The sequence below is a fragment of the Pseudonocardia xinjiangensis genome (assembly GCF_050948425.1).
In the GTDB taxonomy this organism is placed as follows: domain Bacteria; phylum Actinomycetota; class Actinomycetes; order Mycobacteriales; family Pseudonocardiaceae; genus Pseudonocardia; species Pseudonocardia xinjiangensis.
In genome coordinates this window covers 7,173,421-7,194,889 of the sequence record NZ_CP192009.1, presented here as the reverse complement: position 1 = coordinate 7,194,889, position 21,469 = coordinate 7,173,421, and the positions used below count along the sequence as shown (strand labels likewise).

At 73.0% G+C, this 21,469-nt stretch carries 19 protein-coding genes; 17 read left to right on the top strand and 2 right to left on the bottom strand.

Annotated features, from left to right (window positions below; genetic code table 11):
• Positions 1-212: 212 nt before the first annotated feature.
• Entirely contained in the window at positions 213-1,679 is a 1,467-nt protein-coding gene (locus ACQPZA_RS33950; protein WP_433276270.1) for a DUF5667 domain-containing protein, read from the bottom strand.
• 184 nt (positions 1,680-1,863) lie between these two features.
• The gene (locus ACQPZA_RS33945; RefSeq protein WP_433276269.1) at positions 1,864-2,451 is read right to left on the bottom strand and encodes a sigma-70 family RNA polymerase sigma factor; all 588 of its coding nucleotides are present in this window, start codon (positions 2,449-2,451) and stop codon (positions 1,864-1,866) included.
• A gap of 646 nt (positions 2,452-3,097) precedes the next feature.
• Between ACQPZA_RS33945 and ACQPZA_RS33940 the strand changes: the two genes are divergently transcribed.
• The 17 genes from ACQPZA_RS33940 (at position 3,098) to ccsB (ending at position 21,447) form a co-directional block, all read left to right on the top strand.
• Positions 3,098-4,705, top strand: a complete 1,608-nt coding sequence (locus ACQPZA_RS33940) for an AMP-binding protein (RefSeq protein WP_433276267.1) — start codon at positions 3,098-3,100, stop codon at positions 4,703-4,705.
• Between the two features lie 17 nt (positions 4,706-4,722).
• A complete protein-coding gene (locus ACQPZA_RS33935) occupies positions 4,723-4,959 on the top strand; it encodes a glutaredoxin family protein (protein ID WP_433283100.1) in 237 nt (78 codons plus the stop codon).
• 317 nt (positions 4,960-5,276) lie between these two features.
• Positions 5,277-6,869 carry a molybdopterin-dependent oxidoreductase gene (locus ACQPZA_RS33930; RefSeq protein ID WP_433276265.1) on the top strand — a complete coding sequence of 531 codons (1,593 nt, stop codon included), beginning with the start codon at positions 5,277-5,279 and terminating at the stop codon, positions 6,867-6,869.
• A 184-nt stretch (positions 6,870-7,053) separates the two neighbouring features.
• Positions 7,054-7,740, top strand: coding sequence for a fasciclin domain-containing protein (locus ACQPZA_RS33925; RefSeq protein WP_433276263.1), 687 nt, complete (start codon positions 7,054-7,056; stop codon positions 7,738-7,740).
• Between the two features lie 314 nt (positions 7,741-8,054).
• Positions 8,055-8,804 carry a redox-sensing transcriptional repressor Rex gene (locus ACQPZA_RS33920; RefSeq protein ID WP_312859453.1) on the top strand — a complete coding sequence of 250 codons (750 nt, stop codon included), beginning with the start codon at positions 8,055-8,057 and terminating at the stop codon, positions 8,802-8,804.
• Positions 8,801-10,174, top strand: coding sequence for a glutamyl-tRNA reductase (locus ACQPZA_RS33915; protein ID WP_169399272.1), 1,374 nt, complete (start codon positions 8,801-8,803; stop codon positions 10,172-10,174). The genes ACQPZA_RS33920 and ACQPZA_RS33915 overlap by 4 nt, the downstream gene beginning before the upstream one ends.
• Positions 10,171-11,139 (top strand): hydroxymethylbilane synthase, encoded by a 969-nt coding sequence (hemC, locus tag ACQPZA_RS33910; protein ID WP_433276261.1) that lies wholly within the window; start codon positions 10,171-10,173, stop codon positions 11,137-11,139. The genes ACQPZA_RS33915 and hemC overlap by 4 nt, the downstream gene beginning before the upstream one ends.
• Positions 11,139-12,680: a uroporphyrinogen-III synthase gene (locus ACQPZA_RS33905; RefSeq protein ID WP_433276259.1), complete on the top strand. Its 1,542-nt coding sequence runs from the start codon at positions 11,139-11,141 to the stop codon at positions 12,678-12,680. Before hemC ends, ACQPZA_RS33905 begins: the two co-directional genes overlap by 1 nt.
• 130 nt (positions 12,681-12,810) lie before the next feature.
• The gene (hemB, locus tag ACQPZA_RS33900) at positions 12,811-13,791 is read left to right on the top strand and encodes a porphobilinogen synthase (protein WP_433276258.1); all 981 of its coding nucleotides are present in this window, start codon (positions 12,811-12,813) and stop codon (positions 13,789-13,791) included.
• Positions 13,792-13,902: 111 nt separating this feature from the next.
• Positions 13,903-14,382: a DUF4282 domain-containing protein gene (locus ACQPZA_RS33895; RefSeq protein ID WP_169400322.1), complete on the top strand. Its 480-nt coding sequence runs from the start codon at positions 13,903-13,905 to the stop codon at positions 14,380-14,382.
• A gap of 42 nt (positions 14,383-14,424) precedes the next feature.
• A complete protein-coding gene (locus ACQPZA_RS33890) occupies positions 14,425-15,318 on the top strand; it encodes a hypothetical protein (RefSeq protein ID WP_433276256.1) in 894 nt (297 codons plus the stop codon).
• Positions 15,319-15,413: 95 nt separating this feature from the next.
• The gene (hemL, locus tag ACQPZA_RS33885) at positions 15,414-16,715 is read left to right on the top strand and encodes a glutamate-1-semialdehyde 2,1-aminomutase (protein WP_433283099.1); all 1,302 of its coding nucleotides are present in this window, start codon (positions 15,414-15,416) and stop codon (positions 16,713-16,715) included.
• Between the two features lie 46 nt (positions 16,716-16,761).
• Positions 16,762-17,388 carry a histidine phosphatase family protein gene (locus tag ACQPZA_RS33880; RefSeq protein ID WP_433283097.1) on the top strand — a complete coding sequence of 209 codons (627 nt, stop codon included), beginning with the start codon at positions 16,762-16,764 and terminating at the stop codon, positions 17,386-17,388.
• Positions 17,385-17,960, top strand: a complete 576-nt coding sequence (locus tag ACQPZA_RS33875; RefSeq protein WP_169400324.1) for a TlpA family protein disulfide reductase — start codon at positions 17,385-17,387, stop codon at positions 17,958-17,960. The genes ACQPZA_RS33880 and ACQPZA_RS33875 overlap by 4 nt, the downstream gene beginning before the upstream one ends.
• A gap of 108 nt (positions 17,961-18,068) precedes the next feature.
• Positions 18,069-18,845 carry a cytochrome c biogenesis CcdA family protein gene (locus tag ACQPZA_RS33870; RefSeq protein ID WP_433276254.1) on the top strand — a complete coding sequence of 259 codons (777 nt, stop codon included), beginning with the start codon at positions 18,069-18,071 and terminating at the stop codon, positions 18,843-18,845.
• 2 nt (positions 18,846-18,847) lie between these two features.
• Positions 18,848-20,506 (top strand): cytochrome c biogenesis protein ResB, encoded by a 1,659-nt coding sequence (gene resB, locus ACQPZA_RS33865; protein WP_433276252.1) that lies wholly within the window; start codon positions 18,848-18,850, stop codon positions 20,504-20,506.
• The gene (gene ccsB, locus ACQPZA_RS33860) at positions 20,506-21,447 is read left to right on the top strand and encodes a c-type cytochrome biogenesis protein CcsB (RefSeq protein ID WP_433276250.1); all 942 of its coding nucleotides are present in this window, start codon (positions 20,506-20,508) and stop codon (positions 21,445-21,447) included. The genes resB and ccsB overlap by 1 nt, the downstream gene beginning before the upstream one ends.
• Positions 21,448-21,469 lie beyond the last annotated feature (22 nt).

The window sequence follows — 21,469 nt, the reverse complement described above, 5'->3', positions numbered from 1 at the left end:
CCCGTGAGCTCACCGGAACCCGTGGGCGAGAGGGGTTCGCCGGGCTCTTCTTCTCCAACCACCTACGGGCCTCCGGATGCGGATCGGGTCCCCTGCCACCCTACTGGCGGGTCCGGTCGGACGGTGCGTTTCGGGCGGCGTGACGGACGACGAGACCGCCGCGGAAGGTGATCTCCGCGGCGGCCTCGTGTTCGGTCTCCGGACGCTCGATGTCAGCCGATGGTGATCCCCGGCAGCCCCGGAAGCAGCGGGGGCAGCGTGATCTGGGGCAGGAACGACGGCGGGGAGTCGTCGTCGTTCTGGTTGTTGCTCGGCGTCCTCGGCCTCGTGGCGCTGGACGTGTCGTCCTCGTCCGAGCCCTGTTCCTGCGAACGGCCGTCGAGCGGCGTCCCGTCGGTGTCGATGTCGGGCAGCAGCGCGGGCGGCTCGCCCGGGCCCGGAGTGCCGGTCACCGCGCTGGACGACGGGTCCTCGGACCCGTCCGGCGAGGTGGTGTCCGAGCTGTGCTGCCTCGAGGGCTGCTCCTCGTCGCTGGTGGAGCCCGCCTTCGTGGACTCCGGGTCGGCCGGCCGGGGAGCACACGCGCCCCTGGCCGGCAGCGGGCCCAGGTCGTCGGCGCCGGAGGAGACCTCCGAGCAGGACGAGCGTGCTGTCAGCGCCTCGGTCCGCCCGACGAGCCGGTCGAGCAGGTCGATGGCGCCGTCGGCGTCGGCCGCGGCGGGCACGGGCAGTTCGGGACGCAGCGAGTTCAGCCGCTCCGCCTGCGTGGAGGCCCACGTGCGGAGGTCGCCGATCGCGGCCGGGTCGCCACCGGTGTCGTCGGTGGCGAGCAGGATGCGTGAGCCCTCGCCCGTGGCCGCGTCGAACTCCTGGATCGCGGACGCGACCAGCTGGGGCCCGACGGGAGCCTGCGGGTTGCGCCCGACCATCTTCTCCACCTCGTCGAGCCTGGTGGAGGCGTTGTCGAGGTGGCGTCGGGCCTTCGCCGCGTTGTCGAAGGTCAGGGCGAGACCGGCCGACTCGGCTGCCCGCTTGAGCGCGTACAGGTTGTCGCCGGGCAACGCGTTGCGGCTGGCGAAGATCCCGCCACCGGCGATCGCGAGCAGCATGACCATCGCCGCGGTGCCGACGAGCACCGCCCGGCGGCGCAGCCCACTCGCCGCGGGCCTGCGCGAGGCGCGGGACCGGCCGGCGGGACGGTTCGGCGTGCTGTGCCGCGCGCCGTGGCGCCCCGGACGAGCGGCTGCCGTGGTGGTGGGGGCCTCCACAGCGGTGGTGGCCACCTCGGTGGCGGCGTCGGAGGTCTCGTCGGGCCGACCGGCGTAGGCCGCGATCTTGCCGGTGACGGCGGAGGCGTTGGTCTCCTCCTGCACCGGGAAGGCGGGCTCGAGGATCCGGCCGAGCGGAGCGGTCTGCTCCTCCGCCGACGGTGGTGGGACGGGTGGACGGGGACCGCTTCCATGCCGGTCGCCCTGCTCGGCGGCGAGCATGGCCATGAGCCGCTGCTTCGCACGCGCCTTCGCGTCCGGGTCCGGCGCGAAGGCCGCGCCGTGGGACCGCAGCATCGCCACGATCTCCAGCTCCCGGGCGAGGTCGTCGTCGTCCGCGAAGCCGGGGGGTAGCCCCTGCTCCACGGCGGCGGCGAACCGCTCTGCGTCCTTGCCCTGTCCGGCGGGCATGTTGGCCGTCCTCACTGCATCCCTGCGCTGTCAGTCTGCGCGCCGTGGTGGTGCGTGGCGCGACGTTCAGCAGTACAACGAGCCCTGGGGCAGCCGGTTACGGGGTTAAGACCGTTCACCGCATTGAGTCGTTCATTCGCCGCACCTGTAACGCTCTGGGTGCTGTGCGCGATAAGGCGTCCATTCATCGGAGGCCCTCCGGTAGCAACTGGGCGAGCCGGCGGACCGCCCGGTGCTGAAGAGCCTTGACGGCTCCCTCGTTGCGATCCATCATCTCGGCCGTTTCGGCCACCGACAGCCCCTGCAGGAACCGCAGCTGGATGCACTCCTGCTGGTCGGGGTTGAGCTTGCGGACGCACCGCAGCAGCTCCTCGTTGGTGGCACCGTCCAACACCTGCTGCTCGGGCCCGTTGGTGCTGGGCGAGAGCTCGATGATCTCGTTGGTGGTCTGCTCCAGCCGGTAGCGGCTGGACTTCACGTGGTCGAAGATCAGGTTCCGGGCGATCGTGACGAACCAGGCGCCGATGTCCCGGCCCTGGTAGCTCACCGAGCTGATCCGCCGCAGGGCGCGGACGAAGGTCTCCTGCGTGATGTCCTCGGCGAGCGTGCGGTCGCCCATCCGGAAGAGCACGTAGCGGAAGACGACGTCGTAGTACCGGTCGAACAGCTGGCCGAAGGCGACCATGTCGCCGTTCTGCGAGGCCTTGACCAGCGCCCAGGCCCCACCCTCCTCAGGGGGGTCCGGCTCGGCGTGCCGTGCGGTCGCGGTCACGGCGTCGTCCGTGCCGTCGGTGTCGTCGGGGGGCTCGGCACCGCGATCGTGCGCCGGGTGCCCGGAAGGGCTCAGGACGGCGCCGGACGGCGCCGGCTCATCCGAGGTGTAGGGCCGTTGGCGGGGGAGCGGCGGGCCGCCGGCTGGTGCCGGCCGTGTCGGCCTGGGGGGAGCGCCGACGCGGGGAGCGGTGGTCGGGGGCATTTCTACCTCTCCAGCCGCCGGGGGACGGGCGGTCTGAGTGGGGAGCAGCCGGGGCTGACGCGAGGACCGGGTCATGACTCCCGGCTGGTCCTGTAGCCGTGAGGGACAGGACGCCGCGGGACGTCCCGCGGTGTGCTGGCGGCAACGGTTCTCATGCCACTCCCTTGGGTGAGTCTCGCGGCGATCACAGAGTGTCGGGACGTCGAGTCGGGTGTAGCGGCGGAGCATACGACCGGTGCTGTGTGGCGAAGCACGCACCACCGCTCGCCGTAGGTACGTTCCGGTGAGCGGCCAACTACCCGCGGTCAGTGTCACAGGCAACTGCGTGTCGGTCCTCGACTCGCCTCGGGCATTTGCGACGAGCGTCCTCGTCGCCGCGCCGCACGGTTCTGCCAGACTTCTGGGAGGTGAACCCGCCCGCCGCGCCGACCCCTGGAGAACCGTGCACAGCCCGAGCCACCTCCCCGAGGAGCGGACGCAGGCCCATGTGGCCGATCTGGTGACCCGGGCGGCGGCCCGGGTCCCCGAGCACGCCGCGATAGTGGACGTGACCAGCGGAATCACTCTCACCTGGGCCGAAGTGGACGGCGCCGTCTCCGCCGAGGCCGCCCGCCTCCGCGATGCGGGCGTCGTGGCGGGTGACCGCGTGCTTGTCCGGCTCGGCAACGGAGCGGGATTCTGCGTGGCCGTGCTGGGAGCGCTCCGGGCCGGCGCCGTAGCCGTTCCGTTCGGCCCGATCGGCGTGGCGAGGGAGCTGCAGGTCGTGCTCGCCGACTGCAGTCCGGCCGTCGTGGTGGCTGCAGAGAGTGACGACACCGCGCGTACCTGTGCGGCCGGCACCAGCGCGCAGGTGATCGCTCCGCCCGATCTCGCAGCGCGGGCCGAGGCACCGGCGAGCGGCGCCGCGGGCGGCGAGGACATCGCCCTGCTCATCTACACGTCGGGCACGACGGGCAGCCCGCGCGGCGTCCGGCTCTCGCACCGCGCGCTGCTCGCCAACCGGGAGCAGACCGCCGCCCTGCGGCCTGCGCCGGTGATCCCCGTCGACCGCGTGCTGCTGTCGCTGCCCCTGTTCCACGTCTTCGGACTGGCCGCAGGCTTCCTGCAGGTCTGCTGGGCCGGCGCCACCGTCGTCCTCGTGGAGCGCTTCGAGCCCGCCCACATCGCCGAGGTGCTCGTCGAGCACCGGGTGAGCGGGCTCGCGGGCGTCCCGTCGATGTTCCGCTCGCTGCTCGACCTCCCGCCCGACGAGCTGCGGGCCGCCACCGCAGGCGTCCGGCTGTGCACCTCGGGCGGCGCGCCGCTGCCCGCCGAGTGGTTCGCCGCCTTCCGGGCGGCCACCGGGCTGACCATCGTCGAGGGGTACGGCCTCACCGAGGCAGGCCCCGTACTGACCACCACCACGGTCGACAGCGTCGGCAAGCCCGGCTCGGTCGGGCGTGCGCTGCCCGGCGTCGAGCTGCGGCTCGTCGACCGGGACGGCGTCCCGCTCAGCGAGGCTCCCGAGCCGGACGCCGGGGACCCCGACGAAGCGGACGATCCCGTCGGCGATCTCGACCTCGAGCTCGGACTCGACGGCGACGTCTTCGACGCGCACGACACCGGGATGGTCGCGGTGCGCGGACCCAACCTGTTCTCCGGGTACTGGCCGGACGGGGAGGGCGGTCCGGACGACGAGGGCTGGTTCCGCACCGCCGACGTCGGCTTCCTCGACGCCGACGGCGACCTGCACCTCGTCGACCGCTCGTCCGACGTGGTGATCGTCAACGGCTTCAACGTCTACCCGCGGGAGGTGGAAAAGGTGCTCATGGAGCTGCCGGGGGTGGCGGAGGGCGCGGTCGTCGGGGTGCCGGACGACCGCACCGGTGAAGCCGTGAAAGCGGTGGTCGTGCCGGCCGCCGGCGCCGAGCTGACCGAGGAGGACGTGCGCGCGCACTGCGTCGAGCGGCTGGCCCGGTTCAAGGTCCCCACGGTCATCGAGTTCACCGACGCGCTACCGAGGACGCCCACCGGCAAGGTGGCCCGGCGCCAGCTGGCGGGGCAGTCGTGACCGCGGCGGACCGGGGCGTGCCGCCGAAGGTCGTCGTGTACACGAGGGCGGGGTGCACGTTCTGCGCCACGGCGGAGGCCGATGTGGCGCGGATCTGCGGAGAGCTCGGCCACGGCTGGACGGCGGTCGACGTGGACTCGGACGCCGACCTGCGCGAGGAGTACGGCGACCGCGTCCCGGTGATCATGATCGACGGCCGGGAGCACGGGTTCTGGCGCGTCGAGGAGACGCGTTTCCGGGCCGCGCTGGCCTGAGTGTGAGGACGGGAGCCCCCGACCGCGTCACGGACACATGACGCGGCATCGGGCCGCCCGGGAACAGCGACACGGGACCACCACGCTTGCGCAACGGCGTCCGCCTGCAGCAGGAACGGGCGACTCGCGCGCGCAGAACGGGCGACTCGCGCGCGCAGAACGGGCGACTCGCGCGCGCAGAACGGGCGACTCGCGGGCGCGGAACGGGCGACTCGCGGGGCGGCGGCTTGACGGACCACGGGCGTCCGGCCGGGGACGTCCGCGGATCGTCATATTTTGCGGGGCACCCCGGCCGGTCCCGGGGTGAGACTGTTTTTGTGAGTACAACGACCGCGGCGCTCCCCGAGTCGGCATCGCCCGCGCCATCCGTCATCTCCCGTGGGTTCGCCGCTCTGCTCGGGGTGCTGGCCGTGGCCGCGGCCGTCGGCTCCGGGCACCTGGTGGCCGGGGTGGTCTCGCCGGGGTCGTCGCCGTACCTGGCGGTCGGCGACACCGTGATCCGGTTCGCGCCGGAGTGGCTCACCGACTTCGCCAAGACCACCTTCGGCACGGCCGACAAGTCCGTGCTCCTGGCGGGCATGGCTGTGGTCATGCTGGTCGTGGCGGCGGCCGCGGGCCTGGCCTCGCGCCGCAGCCACACCCCCGGTGTCGTCGTGGTCGGGGTGCTGGGCGTGCTGGGCCTGCTCGCGGTGGCCACCGCACCCACGTTCGCCCTGCTCGACGTCCTCGCTCCGCTCGCGTCGCTGGGCGTGGGCCTCACGGTGTTCCGGAGGCTGCACGCGCTCGCGCTGCGCACCCGGGAGGCGCCGGACGAGCCGGTGACCGCGGGTGGGGTGTCACGGCGCACGGTGCTCATCGGTTCGTCGGCCGCCGTGGGCGTGGCGTCCGTCGGAGCGGCCGTGGGAGGTCAGCTGCTCGGCCGCGGCGCCGCCGACTCGCGGCAGGCGGTGACGGCTCGGCTCGCGGCGGCCCGGCTGGCCGAGCGCGCGCCCGCGATCCCGGCGAGCGCGGCGTTCCCGCAGCTGGGCACCCCGACGTTCCTCACCGGGAACCCGGACTTCTACCGGATCGACGTGGCGCTGCGGATCCCCCAGCAGACCGCGGAGCAGTGGTCGATGCGCATCCACGGCATGGTCGACAAGGAGATCGTGCTGCGGTTCGACGACCTGTTCGCCCGTCCGCTCGTGGAGCGCACGATCACGATGACGTGCGTCTCCAACCCCGTCGGCGGCAACCTCATCTCGACCGCGAACTTCGTCGGCGTGGACCTGCGCGACATCCTGCTGGAGGCGGGCGTGCGGCCGGGCGCCGACCAGCTGTTCTCCACCAGCGTCGACGGCTTCACCGTCGGCACCCCCACCTCCGTGGTGATGGAGCAGGGCCGCGGCGCGATGCTGGCGATCGGCATGAACGGGGAGGCGCTGCCGCCCGAGCACGGCTTCCCGGTGCGCATGGTCGTCCCCGGCCTCTACGGCTACGTCTCGGCGACCAAGTGGATCTCCGACATGGAGGTCACCACCTTCGACGCCGGCCAGAGCTACTGGGTGGACCGGGGGTGGGCGGTGCAGGGCCCGATCAAGACGGAGGCACGGATCGACGTGCCGAACGGGTACGCGACGGTGCCGGCCGGCCGGGTGACGGTGGCCGGCATCGCGTGGTCGCAGCCGACCGGGATCGGCAAGGTCGAGGTGCGGATGGACGGGGGTGCCTGGCAGCCGGCCGAGCTCGCCACCGACGTCAGCGGGGACACCTGGCGGATGTGGCGCACGGACTTCCAGCTCGCGCCGGGCAGCCACACCGTGCAGGCGCGTGCCACCGACGCGGCAGGCCGGACGCAGACGGAGGCGAGTGCCGACGTCGTGCCGGACGGGGCGACGGGCTGGCCTGCGACGATCTTCAACGTGGCCTGATCCGGGCCCTGGTCGGCCGTTCCGGCCGGTGCCGGCGGCCATCCGCCGTCAGCCGCCCCGTACGCGCCGTTCGACGTATCCGGCGGCGGGCACGGCACCCGCGGACGTGCACCACCTCCGGCGTGGCACCGGCGTCGTGGTGACATGTCCCGACCCACCGGGACGTGTCCGAGGAGGAACACCCGTGCGAAACATCCCGCGCCTGGCCGCCGTCGGGGCCGTGGCGGCACTGGCCATGGCGCTGGGGGCGTGCAGCGGTTCCCCGGCGCCTCCCAGCAGCCCGCCGGCCGGTGCCCCGGCCGCCGCGCCGACCTCCGCCGCGCCGGGTCCGCCCGCAGCCGACGACGGCGTCACCACCCCGGCGGAGGTGTTCGGGCCGGGCTGCGCGTCGCTGCCGCAGGGAGACGCTCCCGGTTCCCCGGCCGCCACGGCCGGTCAGCCGGTGGTCGCCGCCATCGCCACCAACCCGCAGCTGACCACGCTGGTGAGCGCGATCGGGGCGGTACCCGGTCTGGCCGATGCGCTGAACGCACAGAAGTCGATCACTCTCTTCGCTCCGTCCAATGCCGCGTTCGACCAGGCGAAGGCCACCATGGGTGACCAGGCCTTCACCCGGTTGCTCGCCGACCCGCAGCAGCTCGCGACCCTGCTGTCGTACTACGTGGTCCCGCAGCGCTACGACGCGGCGGGCCTGGTGGCCGCCGGGCAGACCACCGAGCTCGCCGGCGGTACGGTCACGATCGGCGGACCCGCCGCCGCACCCACCGTGACCAGCGGGGACGGCACGCAGGCTGCGGTCGTCTGCGGCAACCTCCCCACGGCGAACGCCACCGTCTTCGTGGTCGACAGGGTGCTCCGGCCGGCCGGTTGAGCCCGGTTCCGGCCTCGCGGAGGGGATGGTCCCGATCATCGGCACCGGTTGCCCGCCGCCCGAGGTGAGCACGATGAGCGGGCGTCACGAGGCGACCACCGGTCGTGACCGGGGAAGTACCCGGCCGAGCACGATCAGGTTCAAGATCGCAACTTTGTGCGTGCCTTCACAAGCGACTACCGTGTATTCCAGTCGCCGTCAACGCCCGATCCCGGGGTTACTCGGCCGGGTGCACTCGGCTCCGTGGGGTGTGTGGTTCGGGTCGCCCGTGACGCAGCAAAATCCGAGTACAGCACCATCGAGGAGACGTGAGCGTGACGAAGCCGCCGCAGGCCGGCTCCGAGGACGCGGCCGCCGCGAGCCTGCGGTCCATCCCCGAGGCCAGTGTCGCCCGGCTCGCCGTCTACCTCCGGATGCTCGGTGAGCTCGCCGAGCAGGGTTCCGAGACCGTGTCGAGCGACGAGCTCGCCGCCGCCACCGGGGTGAACCCGGCGAAGCTGCGCAAGGACCTGTCCTACATCGGCTCCTACGGCATCCGCGGGGTCGGATACGAGATCGCCGCGCTGGTCCGCCAGCTCGAGCGCACGCTCGGGCTGGACCACCTGCAGGCCGTCGCGCTGGTCGGGGTGGGCAACCTGGGCCACGCACTGGCCGGCTACAGCGGCTTCGGGGGGCGCGGGTTCCCGGTCACGGCACTGTTCGATGTGGACCCCGACCTGGTCGGGATCCACATCAACGGCATCATCGTCGAACACGTCCGGTCGATCCCGGAGATCTGCGCCGAGCGCGGGGTCACCATCGGCATGATCGCCACCCCGGGCCCCGCGGCCCAGGGCGTGTGCGACCTGCTCGTCGGCAGCGGCGTCCGCTGCATACTCAACTTCGCCCCGGTGGTGCTCCAGGTGCCACCGGAGGTCGAGGTCCGCAAGGTCGACCTGGCGGTCGAGCTGCAGATCCTGGCGTTCCACGTGGCACGCAAACACCTGGCCGGGCAGGACACGGCCACGCTCGACAGCCGCGTCAACGGGCACGCGGCGAACGGTTCCGGAGGCATGCTCCCGTGAGCGTCTTGGTTGTTGGACTGTCGCACCGCAGCGCTCCGGTGGAGGTGCTGGAACGGGCCGCCGTGGTGGCCGACGAGGTACCGAAGCTGCTCGACGAGATGCTGCACGGCACGCACGTCTCCGAGGCCGTGCTGCTGTCCACGTGCAACCGCATCGAGGTCTACGCGGTCGTCGACGCCTTCCACGGTGGTCTCGCCGATGTCTCGGGGGTGCTCAGCCGGCACGCCGCGATGCCGCTGGCCGAGTTCACCGAGCACGTCTACGTCCACTACGCGGGCTCGGCGGTGCAGCACCTGTTCGCCGTCTCCTCCGGTCTCGACTCGATGGTGGTCGGCGAGGCGCAGATCCTCGGCCAGCTGCGCAGCGCGTACGCCGCCGCCGACGAGGCGGGCACCGTCGGCCGCGTGCTGCACGAGCTCGCCCAGCACGCACTGCGGGTGGGCAAGCGGGTGCACGCCAGCACCGGCATCGACGCCGCGGGCGCCTCCGTCGTCTCCGAGGCACTCGCCGATGCGTCCGCCGCGCTGGGCGGGAGCCTGGAGGGCCGCCGGGCCGTGGTCGTCGGCGCAGGCGCGATGGGTGCGCTGGCCTCCGCCCACCTGCGGCGCGCCGGGGCGGCCGAGATCGTGGTGCTGAACCGCTCGCCCGAGCGCGCCGCCCGCCTCGTGGAGAACACCGTCGCGCAGGGCACCCCGGCACGCTCGGCAGGCCTGGACGCGCTGGCCGCCGAGCTGGTGGCCGCCGACCTGATGGTCGCGTGCACCGGCGCCGTCGGCACCGTGGTCGACCAGGCCACCGTTGCCGCCGCCGTGGCCGGCCGGGCCGCGCGCCCGCTCGCCGTCTGCGACCTCGGCCTGCCCCGCGACGTCGAGGCCGGGGTCGCCGCACTCCCCGGCGTCACCCTCATCGACCTGATCGCGCTGCAGCGCAGGCTCTCGTCCGACGAGCGCGGCGCCGCCGTCGCTGCGGCACAGGAGCTGGTGGCCGAGGAGGCGCAGGCCTACCTCGCCGCCCAGCGCTCCGCCGAGGTCACCCCCACCGTCACGGCGCTGCGCCGCCGCGCGTCCGACGTGATCGACGCCGAGCTGCTGCGGCTCGACTCCCGCCTGCCCGATCTGGACACCCGCGTGCGCGAGGAGTTCACCAGGAGCGTCCGGCGCGTCGTCGACAAGCTCCTGCACACCCCCACGGTCCAGGTGAAGCGCCTCGCCGAGGGCCCCGACGGCGACAGCTACGCCGCCGCGCTGCGCGCCCTGTTCGAGCTCGACCCCCAGACCACGGCGGCCGTGGCCATCCAGCGCAGCGGCGACGTGATCGCCGCGCTGGAGGCCCGGTCCGACAACCCAGGACCGGAGGAGTCGATCCGATGACCCTTCGCATCGGTACCCGCCCCAGCACGCTCGCCATGGCCCAGGCCGGCCTGGTCGCCGAGCGGTTGCGCGCTGCGGGGATGCCCGCCGAGCTGGTCGAGGTGGCCACCACCGGCGACCGCTCCAGCGCGCCCGTCGCCGAGCTCGGGGTCGGCGTGTTCGTCTCGGCCCTGCGCGAAGCGCTGGTGCGTGGCGAGGTCGACGTCGCGGTGCACTCCTTCAAGGACCTGCCCACCGCGCCCGATCCGCGGCTGCACCTGGCGGCCGTGCCGCCTCGGGAGGACCCGCGCGACGCGCTGGTCGCCCGCGACGGGATGGTGCTCGGCGAACTGCCGCCCGGTGCCACTGTCGGCACCGGCTCCGCCCGGCGCCGGGCTCAGCTGCACGCGCTCGGCCTCGGGCTCCGGGTCGTCCCGATCCGGGGCAACGTGGACACCCGGGTCGGCAAGGTCCACGCCGGTGAGCTCGACGCCGTGGTCGTGGCCGCCGCCGGGCTGCGCAGGCTGGGCCGGATCGACGAGGCCACCGAGCTGCTCGACCCGCTGCAGATGCTGCCTTGCCCCGCCCAGGGTGCGCTGGCGATCGAGTGCCGGGCCGACGCTCTGGAGTTGGGTCGTGCGCTCGCACTGGCGCTCGACGACGAGTTCACCCGGGCCGCCGTCACCGCCGAGCGTGCGGTGCTGGCCACCCTGGAGGCAGGATGCAGCGCGCCGGTCGGCGCGCTGGCAGACGTGGTGTCCGACTGGGAACCGATCTCCGGCTCTGCCGGGGGGGACGACGAGGGACGCGTGGTCGACCGCGTGTCGTTGCGCGCCGTCGTCGGCACGACCGACGGGGCGCTCCTTCGCGCCTCCGTCACCGGAAACATGGACGACGCCGAGAAGCTCGGGGCGGCTCTGGCCGTCGAGCTTCTCGACATGGGGGGCCCCGCAGCCCTCGGAGAACCGCTGGATCGGGAGATCTGATGAACCGAGCACCGAGTACCCCAGGACGGGTCGCGTTCGTGGGCAGTGGCCCCGGCGATCCCGGCCTGCTGACAATCCGCGCGCGGGAGGCCATCGCGAACGCGCCGCTGATCGTCACCGATCCGGACGTTCCCGAGGCGATCCTGGCGCTGGTCGCCGACGGAGCCGAGGTACGGCCCGCGGTCGGCCAGCCCGCCGACGTCGCGCGCGACCTGGTCGCCGAGGCCCGCTCCGGCCGCACCGTCACGAGGCTGGTCAGCGGTGACCCGCTGACCGTCGACTCGGTGGTGCAGGAGGCCATCGCGGTGGCCGGCGCCGAGGTGGCGTTCGACGTCGTGCCCGGTGTGCCTGCCGGCACGGCCGTGCCCGCCTACGCCGGCGTGCCGCTGGGCTCGGCGCACATCGAGGCCGACGTCCGCGCCGGTGTCGACTGGGCCCGGCTCGCCGCCGCTCCGGGCACCATGGTGCTGCACGCCTCCCCGTCGCACCTGTCCGAGGTGGTGAGCTCCCTCACCGAGCACGGTCTCGCCGCGCAGACGCCGGTCGCGGTCACCGCGAGCGGCACCACGACGACGCAGAAGTCGGTGCAGGCCACCCTCGCCACCATGGTGTCGGAGGCATCCGACCTCGAGGGCCCGCTGGTCGTCACCGTCGGCGCCGAGGTTGGGCTGCGCAACGAGCTGTCCTGGTGGGAGTCCCGCGCGCTGTACGGATGGCGCGTGCTGGTGCCCCGCACCAAGGACCAGGCGGGCGCGATGAGCGACCGGCTGGCCGTGCACGGCGCCACCGCCGAGGAGGTGCCGACGATCGCCGTCGAGCCGCCGCGCTCGCCCACGCAGATGGAGCGGGCGGTCAAGGGCCTGGTCGACGGGCGCTACCAGTGGGTGGTCTTCACCTCCACCAACGCCGTCCGTGCCGTGTGGGAGAAGTTCGCCGAGTTCGGTCTCGACGCCCGCGCGTTCTCCGGCGTCAAGATCGCCTGTGTCGGCTCGGCCACCGCCGAGAAGGTGCGCAGCTTCGGCATCGTGCCCGAGCTGGTGCCGTCGGCCGAGGAGTCGCAGGAGTCCTCGTCCGAGGGACTGCTGGGGGTCTTCCCGCCCTACGACGACATCCTCGACCCGGTCGACCGCGTGCTCCTGCCCCGCGCCGACATCGCCACCGAGACGCTCGCCGCGGGCCTGCGCGACCGGGGCTGGGAGATCGACGACGTCACCGCGTACCGCACGGTGCGCGCGGCACCGCCGCCCGCCCCGATCCGCGAGGCGATCAAGACCGGTGGGTTCGACGCCGTGTGCTTCACGTCCTCGTCCACGGTGCGCAACCTGGTCGGGATCGCCGGCAAGCCGCACGCCCGCACCATCGTCGCGTGCATCGGCCCACAGACGGCCGAGACGGCCCGCGAGTTCGGCCTGCGCGTCGACGTGCAGCCCGACGAGGCCCGCGTGCCGGCACTGGTCGACGCGCTGGCGGCACACGCCGCCCGCCTGCGGGCGGAAGGCGCACTCCCGCCCCCGAAGAAGGCGAAGGCCCGCCGCCGCTGACCCACCCCCCGGCGGGGCCCGATCACAAGTTCAGGAAAGCCACTTTCAGGCCCTCTCCGGGCAGGAAAGTGGCTTTCCTGACTTCCGGGTGGGGCCCCCTCGGGGTTCGGGGCGGTCGTAGGGTGGCCTCATGGCCTTCCCCACCCATCGGCCGCGGCGGCTGCGGACCACCCCGGCCCTGCGCCGGCTCGTCGCCGAGACGGACCTGCGTCCCCGCCACCTCGTGCTGCCGATGTTCGTCAAGGAGGGCGCGAGCGAGCCGGTGCCGATCGCGTCGATGCCCGGCGTCGTCCAGCACACGCGTGACTCGTTGCGGAAGGCGGCCGCCGAGGCCGTCGCCGCGGGTGTGGGCGGGCTGATGCTCTTCGGCGTGCCCGAGCGGCGCGACGCCACCGGCTCGGCGGGCGTCGACCCGGACGGCGTGCTCAACGTCGCCCTGCGCGACGTCAGAGCCGAGGTGGGGGACGCCACCGTGCTGATGGCCGACACCTGCCTCGACGAGTTCACCGACCACGGCCACTGCGGTGTGCTCGACGCGGAGGGCCGCGTGGACAACGACGCCACCCTCGCCGTCTACGCCGAGATGGCCGTCGCGCAGGCCGAGGCCGGGGCGCACCTGCTCGGCCCCAGCGGGATGATGGACGGCCAGGTCGGGGTGATCCGGGAGGCGCTCGACGCCGCAGGCCACGTCGACGCCGGCATCCTCGCGTACAGCGTGAAGTACTCCTCGGCGTTCTACGGGCCGTTCCGCGAGGCCGTGGAGTCGCAGCTGCGCGGGGACCGCAAGACCTACCAGCAGGACGGCCCCAACGTGCGGGAGGCGCTGCGCGAGCTCGCGCTCGACCTGGAGGAGGGGGCGGACCTGGTGATGGTCAAGCCCGCGCTGGCCTACCTCGACGTGCTGCGTGCCGTGGCCGAGACGGCCGACGTGCCGGTGGCGGCCTACCAGGTGTCGGGCGAGTACGCGATGGTGGAGGCGGCGGCGGCCAACGGGTGGCTCGACCGCGACCGCACGGTGCTCGAGACGCTCACCTCCATCCGGCGCGCCGGCGCGGACATCGTGCTCACCTACTGGGCCACCGAGGTGGCGGCCAGGCTCTCCACGGAGTGAAACGTGCGGTCGTGACCGGTTCGCAATGCTCGGGCATGTCCGAAACCCCGTGTTGTGACCGTTCTCGGCGATAGGATCGCGGCCCGCGTGATCAATTGTGGAGGGCTCGCGATGACGTACGACCCCGGGAACCCCGGCGATCAGCCCCAGCCGCCCGGCGGCCAGAGCTGGTCCGGGGGACAGCAGCCGCCGCCCTACCCGGGTGGCTACGGCCAGCAACCTGCCCAGGGCTGGGGTCCTCCTCCCGGGCAGCCGCCGTACGGCGACCCCTCCGGCGGCTACGGACCCGGTGGGGGTGGAAGCCCTCAAGCGCAGGCCAAGGGCTTCTTCGCGGCGTTGTTCGACTTCCGGTTCAACAGCTTCGCCACACCTGCCGTGGTGAAGGTGATCTACGTCGTCGGCCTGGTGCTCCTCGGCCTGGCGTACATCGGCTTCGTCATCGCCGCCTTCACCCAGAGCGTCGGGTACGGGCTGCTCGTGCTGATCCTCGGAGCGATCGTCGCGCTGTTCTACCTGACGTTGTTCCGCATCACGCTCGAGTTCTACTACGCCGTGGTCCGCATGTCGGAGGACATCCATCATCGCCGCTGAGGTGCGTGGACAGCAGATCAGACCCGGCCTTACGGTAGCGCCGTGACCACACCGTCCGACCCGCAGCGCGGGGGCCGGCCCGACGACGCCCCTCGCGACGGCCAGGACGCGCAACAGCCGGCGCCGTCCACCCCACCGGGGGAGGGCGGTCAGAGCGAGGCGCCGCCCGGCCAGTACGGCGAGCAGCCCGGTCAGTACGGCGGGCAGCCGGGCCAGTACGGCCAGCAGCCGGGTGCGTACGGCCAGCCCGGGCAGTACGGGCAGACGGGCCAGTACGGCGGGCAGCCGGGCCAGTACGGCCAGCCCGGTCAGTACGGCGGGCAGCCGTACGGCCAGCAGCCCCAGTACGGGGGCGGCCCGTACGGCCAGAGCCCCTACGGAGGCCAGCAGCCCTACCCGGGCGGCCAGCCCTACGGTGGCCAGGGCTCCTACGCGTACAACCCGTACGGCACGTCCTCGTATCCCACGGGTCCGGACAAGGACGACGACGCCCCGGTCCCACGCCCGCGGGTCATGATCCTGTCGTTGCTGATGCTGATCCTCAGCTCGCTGCCGTTCCTCGGGCTCGGGCTCGTGCTCGTCGTGGCGGCGGAGAACGGCGCGCAGCTCTTCGACGCCGCCCAGACCCGCCAGCTGGAGGAGGCAGGCGTCTCGGCGGCAGAGATCATCCGCATCGTCGGCGCGGTCATCCTCGTCATCGCCGTGCTCTACATCGGCTTCGCCGTGCTGGCCTTCCTCGGGCACAACTGGGCCCGGATCATCGTCGCGATCATGACGGCGGGATTCACCCTGCTGGCGTTGAGCACCGTGTTCACCGGCCTCAGCGCCGACAACTCCAGCCTGCTCTTCACGGTGGCGGTGACGATCCTCGCGGTGGCAGGCACGGTCATCCTGTTCATGCCGGAGGCTCGTCGCTTCTACGCGTCCCGCCGCTGATCGGCCCACCGCCCACCGGCCCGTCGCGACCCGGTGTAAGACTGGCGGACGTGGGAAGCTCGCCAACCTCGGCCGTCACCGGTACGGGCGCCGACATGTCCCGTCAGCTGTTCGAGCGCGCGTGCGCCGCGATTCCCGGCGGGGTGAACAGCCCGGTCCGGGCGTTCACGTCGGTCGGCGGCACGCCACGCTTCATGGTGTCCGCCACGGGTCCGTGGCTCACCGACGCCGACGGCAACCGCTACGTCGACCTCATCAGCTCGTGGGGCCCGATGATCCTCGGCCACGCGCACCCCGCCGTCGTCGACGCCGTGCGCACGGCGGCGGGCGACGGGCTCTCCTTCGGCGCTCCGACGCCGGGCGAGATCGAGCTGGCCGAGGAGATCATCGGCCGGGTCGGGCCCGTGGAGCAGGTGCGGCTGGTCAACTCCGGCACCGAGGCCACGATGAGCGCGATCCGGCTCGCCCGCGGCATCACGGGTCGGCGGGTGATCGTCAAGTTCGCCGGCTGCTACCACGGCCACGTCGACGCGTTGCTCGCCCAGGCGGGCTCCGGTGTCGCCACGCTGGGCCTGCCGACCAGCCCCGGCGTCACCGGCGCCCAGGCCGCCGACACCGTGGTGCTGCCCTACAACGACCTCGAGGCCGTCCGCGCCGTGTTCGCCGAGCGCGGCAGCGAGATCGCCTGTGTCATCACCGAGGCGGCGGCCGGGAACATGGGGGCGATCCCGCCGAGGCCGGGCTTCAACGCCGGGCTCCTGGAGGTCTGCCACGCGCACGGCGCGCTGCTCGTCGTCGACGAGGTGATGACCGGGTTCCGCGTGTCTCCCGCCGGCTGGTTCGGTCTCGACGGGGTGGCGGGCGACCTCTACACGTTCGGCAAGGTCATGTCGGGTGGGCTGCCGGCGGCCGCGTTCGGTGGCTCCACCGCACTCATGTCGCACCTCGCGCCCGCCGGGCCCGTCTACCAGGCCGGGACGTTGTCGGGGAACCCCGTCGCCGTCGCCGCCGGGCTGGCCACATTGCGCAACGCCACCGCCGAGGTCTACGCGGCGCTGGACGCGAACGCCGCCCGGCTCGGCGCGGTGATCGGTGACGCGCTCCGCGCCGAGGGCGTGCCCCACCACGTCCAGTTCGCGGGCAACCTGCTGTCGGTGTTCTTCACCGACGACGAGGTGCACGACTACGCCGCGGCGCAGGCCGCGGCGACCTGGCGGTTCCCGGCGTTCTTCCACGCGCTGCTGGAACGGGGCGTGTACGCCCCGCCCAGCGCGTTCGAGGCGTGGTTCGTCTCCGCGGCCCTGGACGAGGACTCCTGGTCGGCGATCGAGGCGGCCATGCCGGCTGCGGCCAGGGCGGCGGCCACGGCCACCGCCCCCGCGGAGGCGGGACAGTGACGCACCTGGTGCGCCGGTCAGCGGCGGGGGCAGGCGCGTGACCGACGTGCGGACGGTGGTGCATCTGCTGCGCCACGGCGAGGTGCACAACCCGGGCGGCGTCCTCTACGGCAGGCTGCCCGGGTTCCACCTGTCCGAGCACGGGCGCAACCAGGCCGAGATCGTGGCGAAGGCGCTGACCGACGCCGACATCACCGCCCTGTACGCCTCTCCGCTGCAGCGCGCGCAGGAGACCGCGGGCCCGGTCGCGGCCTCCCACGGCCTGCAGATCTTCACCGACGACGGGCTCATCGAGGCGGCCAACCGGTTCGAGGGCAAGACGGTCTCGGTCGGTGGCGGCGCCCTGCGCGTCCCGCGGTACTGGCCGCTGCTGCGTGACCCGTTCACGCCGTCATGGGGCGAGCCGTACCTGCAGATCGCGCACCGGATGCTCGCCGCCGTACACCGCGCACGGGCGGCTGCGGAGGGCCACGAGGCGCTGTGCGTCTCCCACCAGCTCCCGATCTGGACGCTGCGCCGGTTCGTCACCGGTCAGCGGCTGTGGCACGACCCCCGCAGGCGCCAGTGCTCGCTCGCGTCGCTGACGTCGCTGGTGTTCACCGGCACCGAGCTGACCCAGCTGCGCTACAGCGAGCCGGCCGGAGGCAGCGAGCCAGGGCAGACGGGCGCATGAGACGGATCTGGATCGCAGTCGGCGTCGCGCTGTTGCTGCTGCTCGCGGGCTGCGCCGGCACCAAGGATGCGGTGGCCCAGACCGGGAACTTCGAGTTCGTCGCACCGGGCGGCAAGACCACGATCTTCTACGATCCGCCGGCGAGCCGCGGCAAGGCGGCCGGCATCAGCGGGGACAGCCTGCTGCATGAGGGCACCACGGTCGGCCTGGACGACTACGCCGGGAAGGTCGTGGTCCTCAACATCTGGGGCTCGTGGTGCGGCCCGTGCCGCGCGGAGATGCCGCAGCTGCAGTCCGTGCAGGAGCAGACCGGGGCGGCCGTGCTCGGCATCGACGTGCGGGACGACCGCGACGCCGCCACCGACTTCGTGCGCGACCGGGGCGTCACCTTCGACTCGATCTTCGACGCTCCTGGCCGCACCCTGGCGGCGCTGCGCGGGTACCCCCGCAACACCGTGCCGTCCACGCTGGTGCTCGACCGGCAGCACCGCGTGGCCGCCGTGTACCTGACGACGGTCCGGGTGAGCGAGCTCGCGCCGGTGATCCAGCGGCTGCAGGCGGAGCCCGCCTGACCTGCGCGGGGCGCCGGTTCGGCCGCCCGGTCTGAATCACGGCTTTTCACTACACGTTGTAGAACCCGGTGCGCGGGATGCGACGGGCCAGGCTTACTCTCGTCGGTGATGGACCCCACGACCACTCTCGCGGTCTCCGGCCCGCTGCTGCTCGCAGTGGCGGTCGCGGTGTTGGCAGGTGCCGTGAGCTTCGCGTCCCCGTGCGTGGTCCCGCTCGTCCCCGGTTACCTCGCGTACCTGGCGGGGCTGGTCGGCGCCGACGCCCCGCCCGCCACGCTCGCCGAGGTCCGGCAGCGGCAGGCCGGCCGGTGGCGCGTCGCCGGGGCGGCGGCGCTCTTCGTCGCCGGGTTCACGGTCGTCTTCGGAGTCATCCTGGTGGGCGTCGTCTGGCTCTCCGACGCGCTGGTGGACAACCAGGCGCTGCTGCAGCGGGTGGGCGGCGTCGTGATGATCGTGATGGGGCTGGCGTTCGTCGGGCTCATCCCCGTGCTGCAGAACGAGCGGCGCGTGCACTGGGTGCCGCGCGCCGGGGTGTGGGGCGCGCCGCTGCTCGGAGCGGTGTTCGGCCTGGGCTGGGTCCCGTGCATCGGGCCGACGCTCGCCGGTGTCGTCGCGGTGGCGGCGGGCACGGGTGGGGGCTCCCTGCGTGGCGTCGTGCTCACGCTGGCCTACTGCGCCGGGCTCGGGCTGCCGTTCGTGCTGATCGCTCTGGGCGCGTCCCGGGCCGTCCGTGCGCTCGGCTGGCTGCGCAGGCACACGCGCGTGATCCAGGTCGCGGGCGGCGCGCTCATGGTGGCTGTCGGCCTCCTGCTCGTCAGTGGGCTCTGGGGCGGCCTGCTGGCCGAGCTGCAGACGTCCGTCGCCGGCTTCACCCCGGTGCTCTGACGATGGCGTCCACGGAGCTGGCGACCCGCCCACCGGAGTCGGGCGACCCGCGCCCGAAGGGCGGGCGACTCGCGATACCGCGGAACGCGTGGCGCGCGCTCACCTCGATGCGGACGGCGCTCATCCTGCTGTTCCTGCTGGCATTGGCCGCGATGCCGGGTGCACTCCTGCCGCAGCGCTCGCTCAACCAGCAGCTCGTCGACCAGTACTTCACCGACCACCCGAGCATCGCCCCGCTGCTGTCCCGCCTCGGCTTCTTCGACGTCTTCGCGGCCCCGTGGTTCGCAGCGATCTACCTGCTGCTGATGATCTCGCTGGTGGGATGCGTGCTCCCGCGCACGATCGAGCACGCGAAGACGATGCGCGCGGCGCCGGTGGCCACCCCGCGCAACCTGGGCAGGCTCCCGCACCACGGCAGCGCCACCCTCGACGTGGGGCCCGAGGAGGCGGCGGAGCGGGTCCGCCACCGGCTGCGCGGCTGGCGGAAGGTGGAGACGGCCACCGGCTCCGGACGCACGATCTCCGCGGAGAAGGGCTACCTGCGCGAGTTCGGCAACCTGCTGTTCCACCTCAGCCTCATCGGGCTGCTCGTCGGGTTCGGCGCCGGGAAGCTGTACGGCTACGGCGGCCAGGTCATCGTGCTGGCCGACGGCGGGCAGTTCTGCAACACCGGCATCCTCGGGTACGACTCCTTCCAGGCCGGCCTGCGCGTCGACGGCACCAACCTCCAGCCGTTCTGCGTGCGGGTGAACGACTTCGAGGCCAGCTACCTGCCCGACGGCCAGCCCGAGAGCTACCGCGCCTCCATCGGCTACCAGACGACCGACGACCTGAACGCGGGCCGGGTGGACCAGTGGCGCCCGTACCCGCTGGAGGTCAACAGCCCGCTGCGCCTCGACGGCAGCCGCGTCTACCTGATCAACCACGGCTACGCGCCGCGGTTCACCGTGACGTTCCCGGACGGGCAGAAGCGCACCGGTGAGATCCAGTGGCAGCCCGTCGACGCGACTACGTACCTCTCGCAGGGCGCCACCAAGTTCGAGCCGCCCGGCGTCACCGACGAGGAGAAGCGCCGCACCAGCCAGCTGGCGATCACGGGGCTGCTGGCGCCCACGAGCTCCGGGGGCCAGGTCGTGACCTCGGTGTTCCCGGCGTTGCGTGACCCGGAGGTGGCGGTCGACGTGCTCCGCGGCGACCTCGGGCTCGACGACGGTCGCGGCCAGTCGATCTTCGAGGTCGACCAGAGCAAGATCGACTCGGGCCAGCTGAAGCAGGTCGCGCGCGCCAACCTCGTCCCCGGTCAGTCCATCACCCTGGACGACGGGACGATCGTCACCTTCGACGACGTGCGGCAGTGGGTCGCGCTGCAGATCAGCCACGACCCCGGGCAGGACACCGTGCTCGTGTTCGCCGTGCTCATGCTCATCGGGCTGGGGCTGTCGCTGAGCATCCGGAGGCGCCGCTTCTGGGCGAGGCTCACCCCCACCGCGGACGGCACCCGTACCGTCGTCGAGATCGGCGGTCTGGCGCGCACGGACCGGGCGGGTTACGGCGAGGAGTTCGACCGGCTACGGGCGGACCTCCTGGACGCACCCCACACCGGCGCAGAAGTCGACGGTTCCGGGGCCGACGGCCCCAACACGGCAGCGAAGGACGGCTGATGCTCACCGAATTCGCCCTCTACAGCGACCGCCTCTTCATGGCGGCCGTCGGCGTCTACGTGCTCGCGATGGTCCTGCACGGCGCCGAGTACGCCGTGCAGCGGTCCGCCAAGGGCGTGCTCGTCGGCGCCGGTGGCCCGGCCGTCGAGACCGATGCGCCCCCACCCGATGCGTCCCCGCGCGACGGGTCCGGGCCCGGCCGGGCCGAGCGCTACGGGCGGATGGGCGTGTCCCTGGTCGTGCTCGGGGCGGTGCTGCAGGCCGCGTCGATCGTGCTGCGCGGGCTCGCCGCGCAGCGCTGGCCGCTGGGCAACATGTACGAGTTCACCTCGGCCATCTGCCTGGCGGCCGTGGTCGCGTGGCTCGTGGTGCTCCGGCGGTCGCCCGCGTCGCGGCCGATGGGCCTGTTCGTGCTGCTGCCGGTGGTCATCCTGCTGTTCCTCGGTGGCACGGTGCTCTACGCGCCCGCCGCGCCGGTGATGCCCGCACTCCAGTCGTACTGGCTCGTGGTGCACGTCACGACGGTCAGCATCGCGTCGGGTCTCCTGATGGTTCCCGGCGTGGCGAGCCTGCTGTTCCTGCTGCGCCGTTCGGGGAAGCTGGAGGGCTTCGCGGAGCGGCTGCCGAGCGCCGACGCCCTCGACCGCCTCGCCTACCGCATCACCATCATCGCGTTCCCGCTCTACACGTTCGCCATCATGGCCGGCGCGATCTGGGCCGAGGCGGCGTGGGGACGGTTCTGGGGCTGGGACCCGAAGGAGACCGTCGCGTTCGTCGCGTGGGTCATCTACGCCGCCTACCTGCACGCCCGCGCCACGGCAGGCTGGCGCAGCGGGCCGGCCGCGTGGGTCAACGTCGCCGGTTTCGCCGCGGTGATCTTCAACCTGTTCTTCATCAACATGGTCGTCTCGGGTCTGCACTCCTACGCGGGACTCGGCTGATCGGGCGTGCGACACGCGGCAC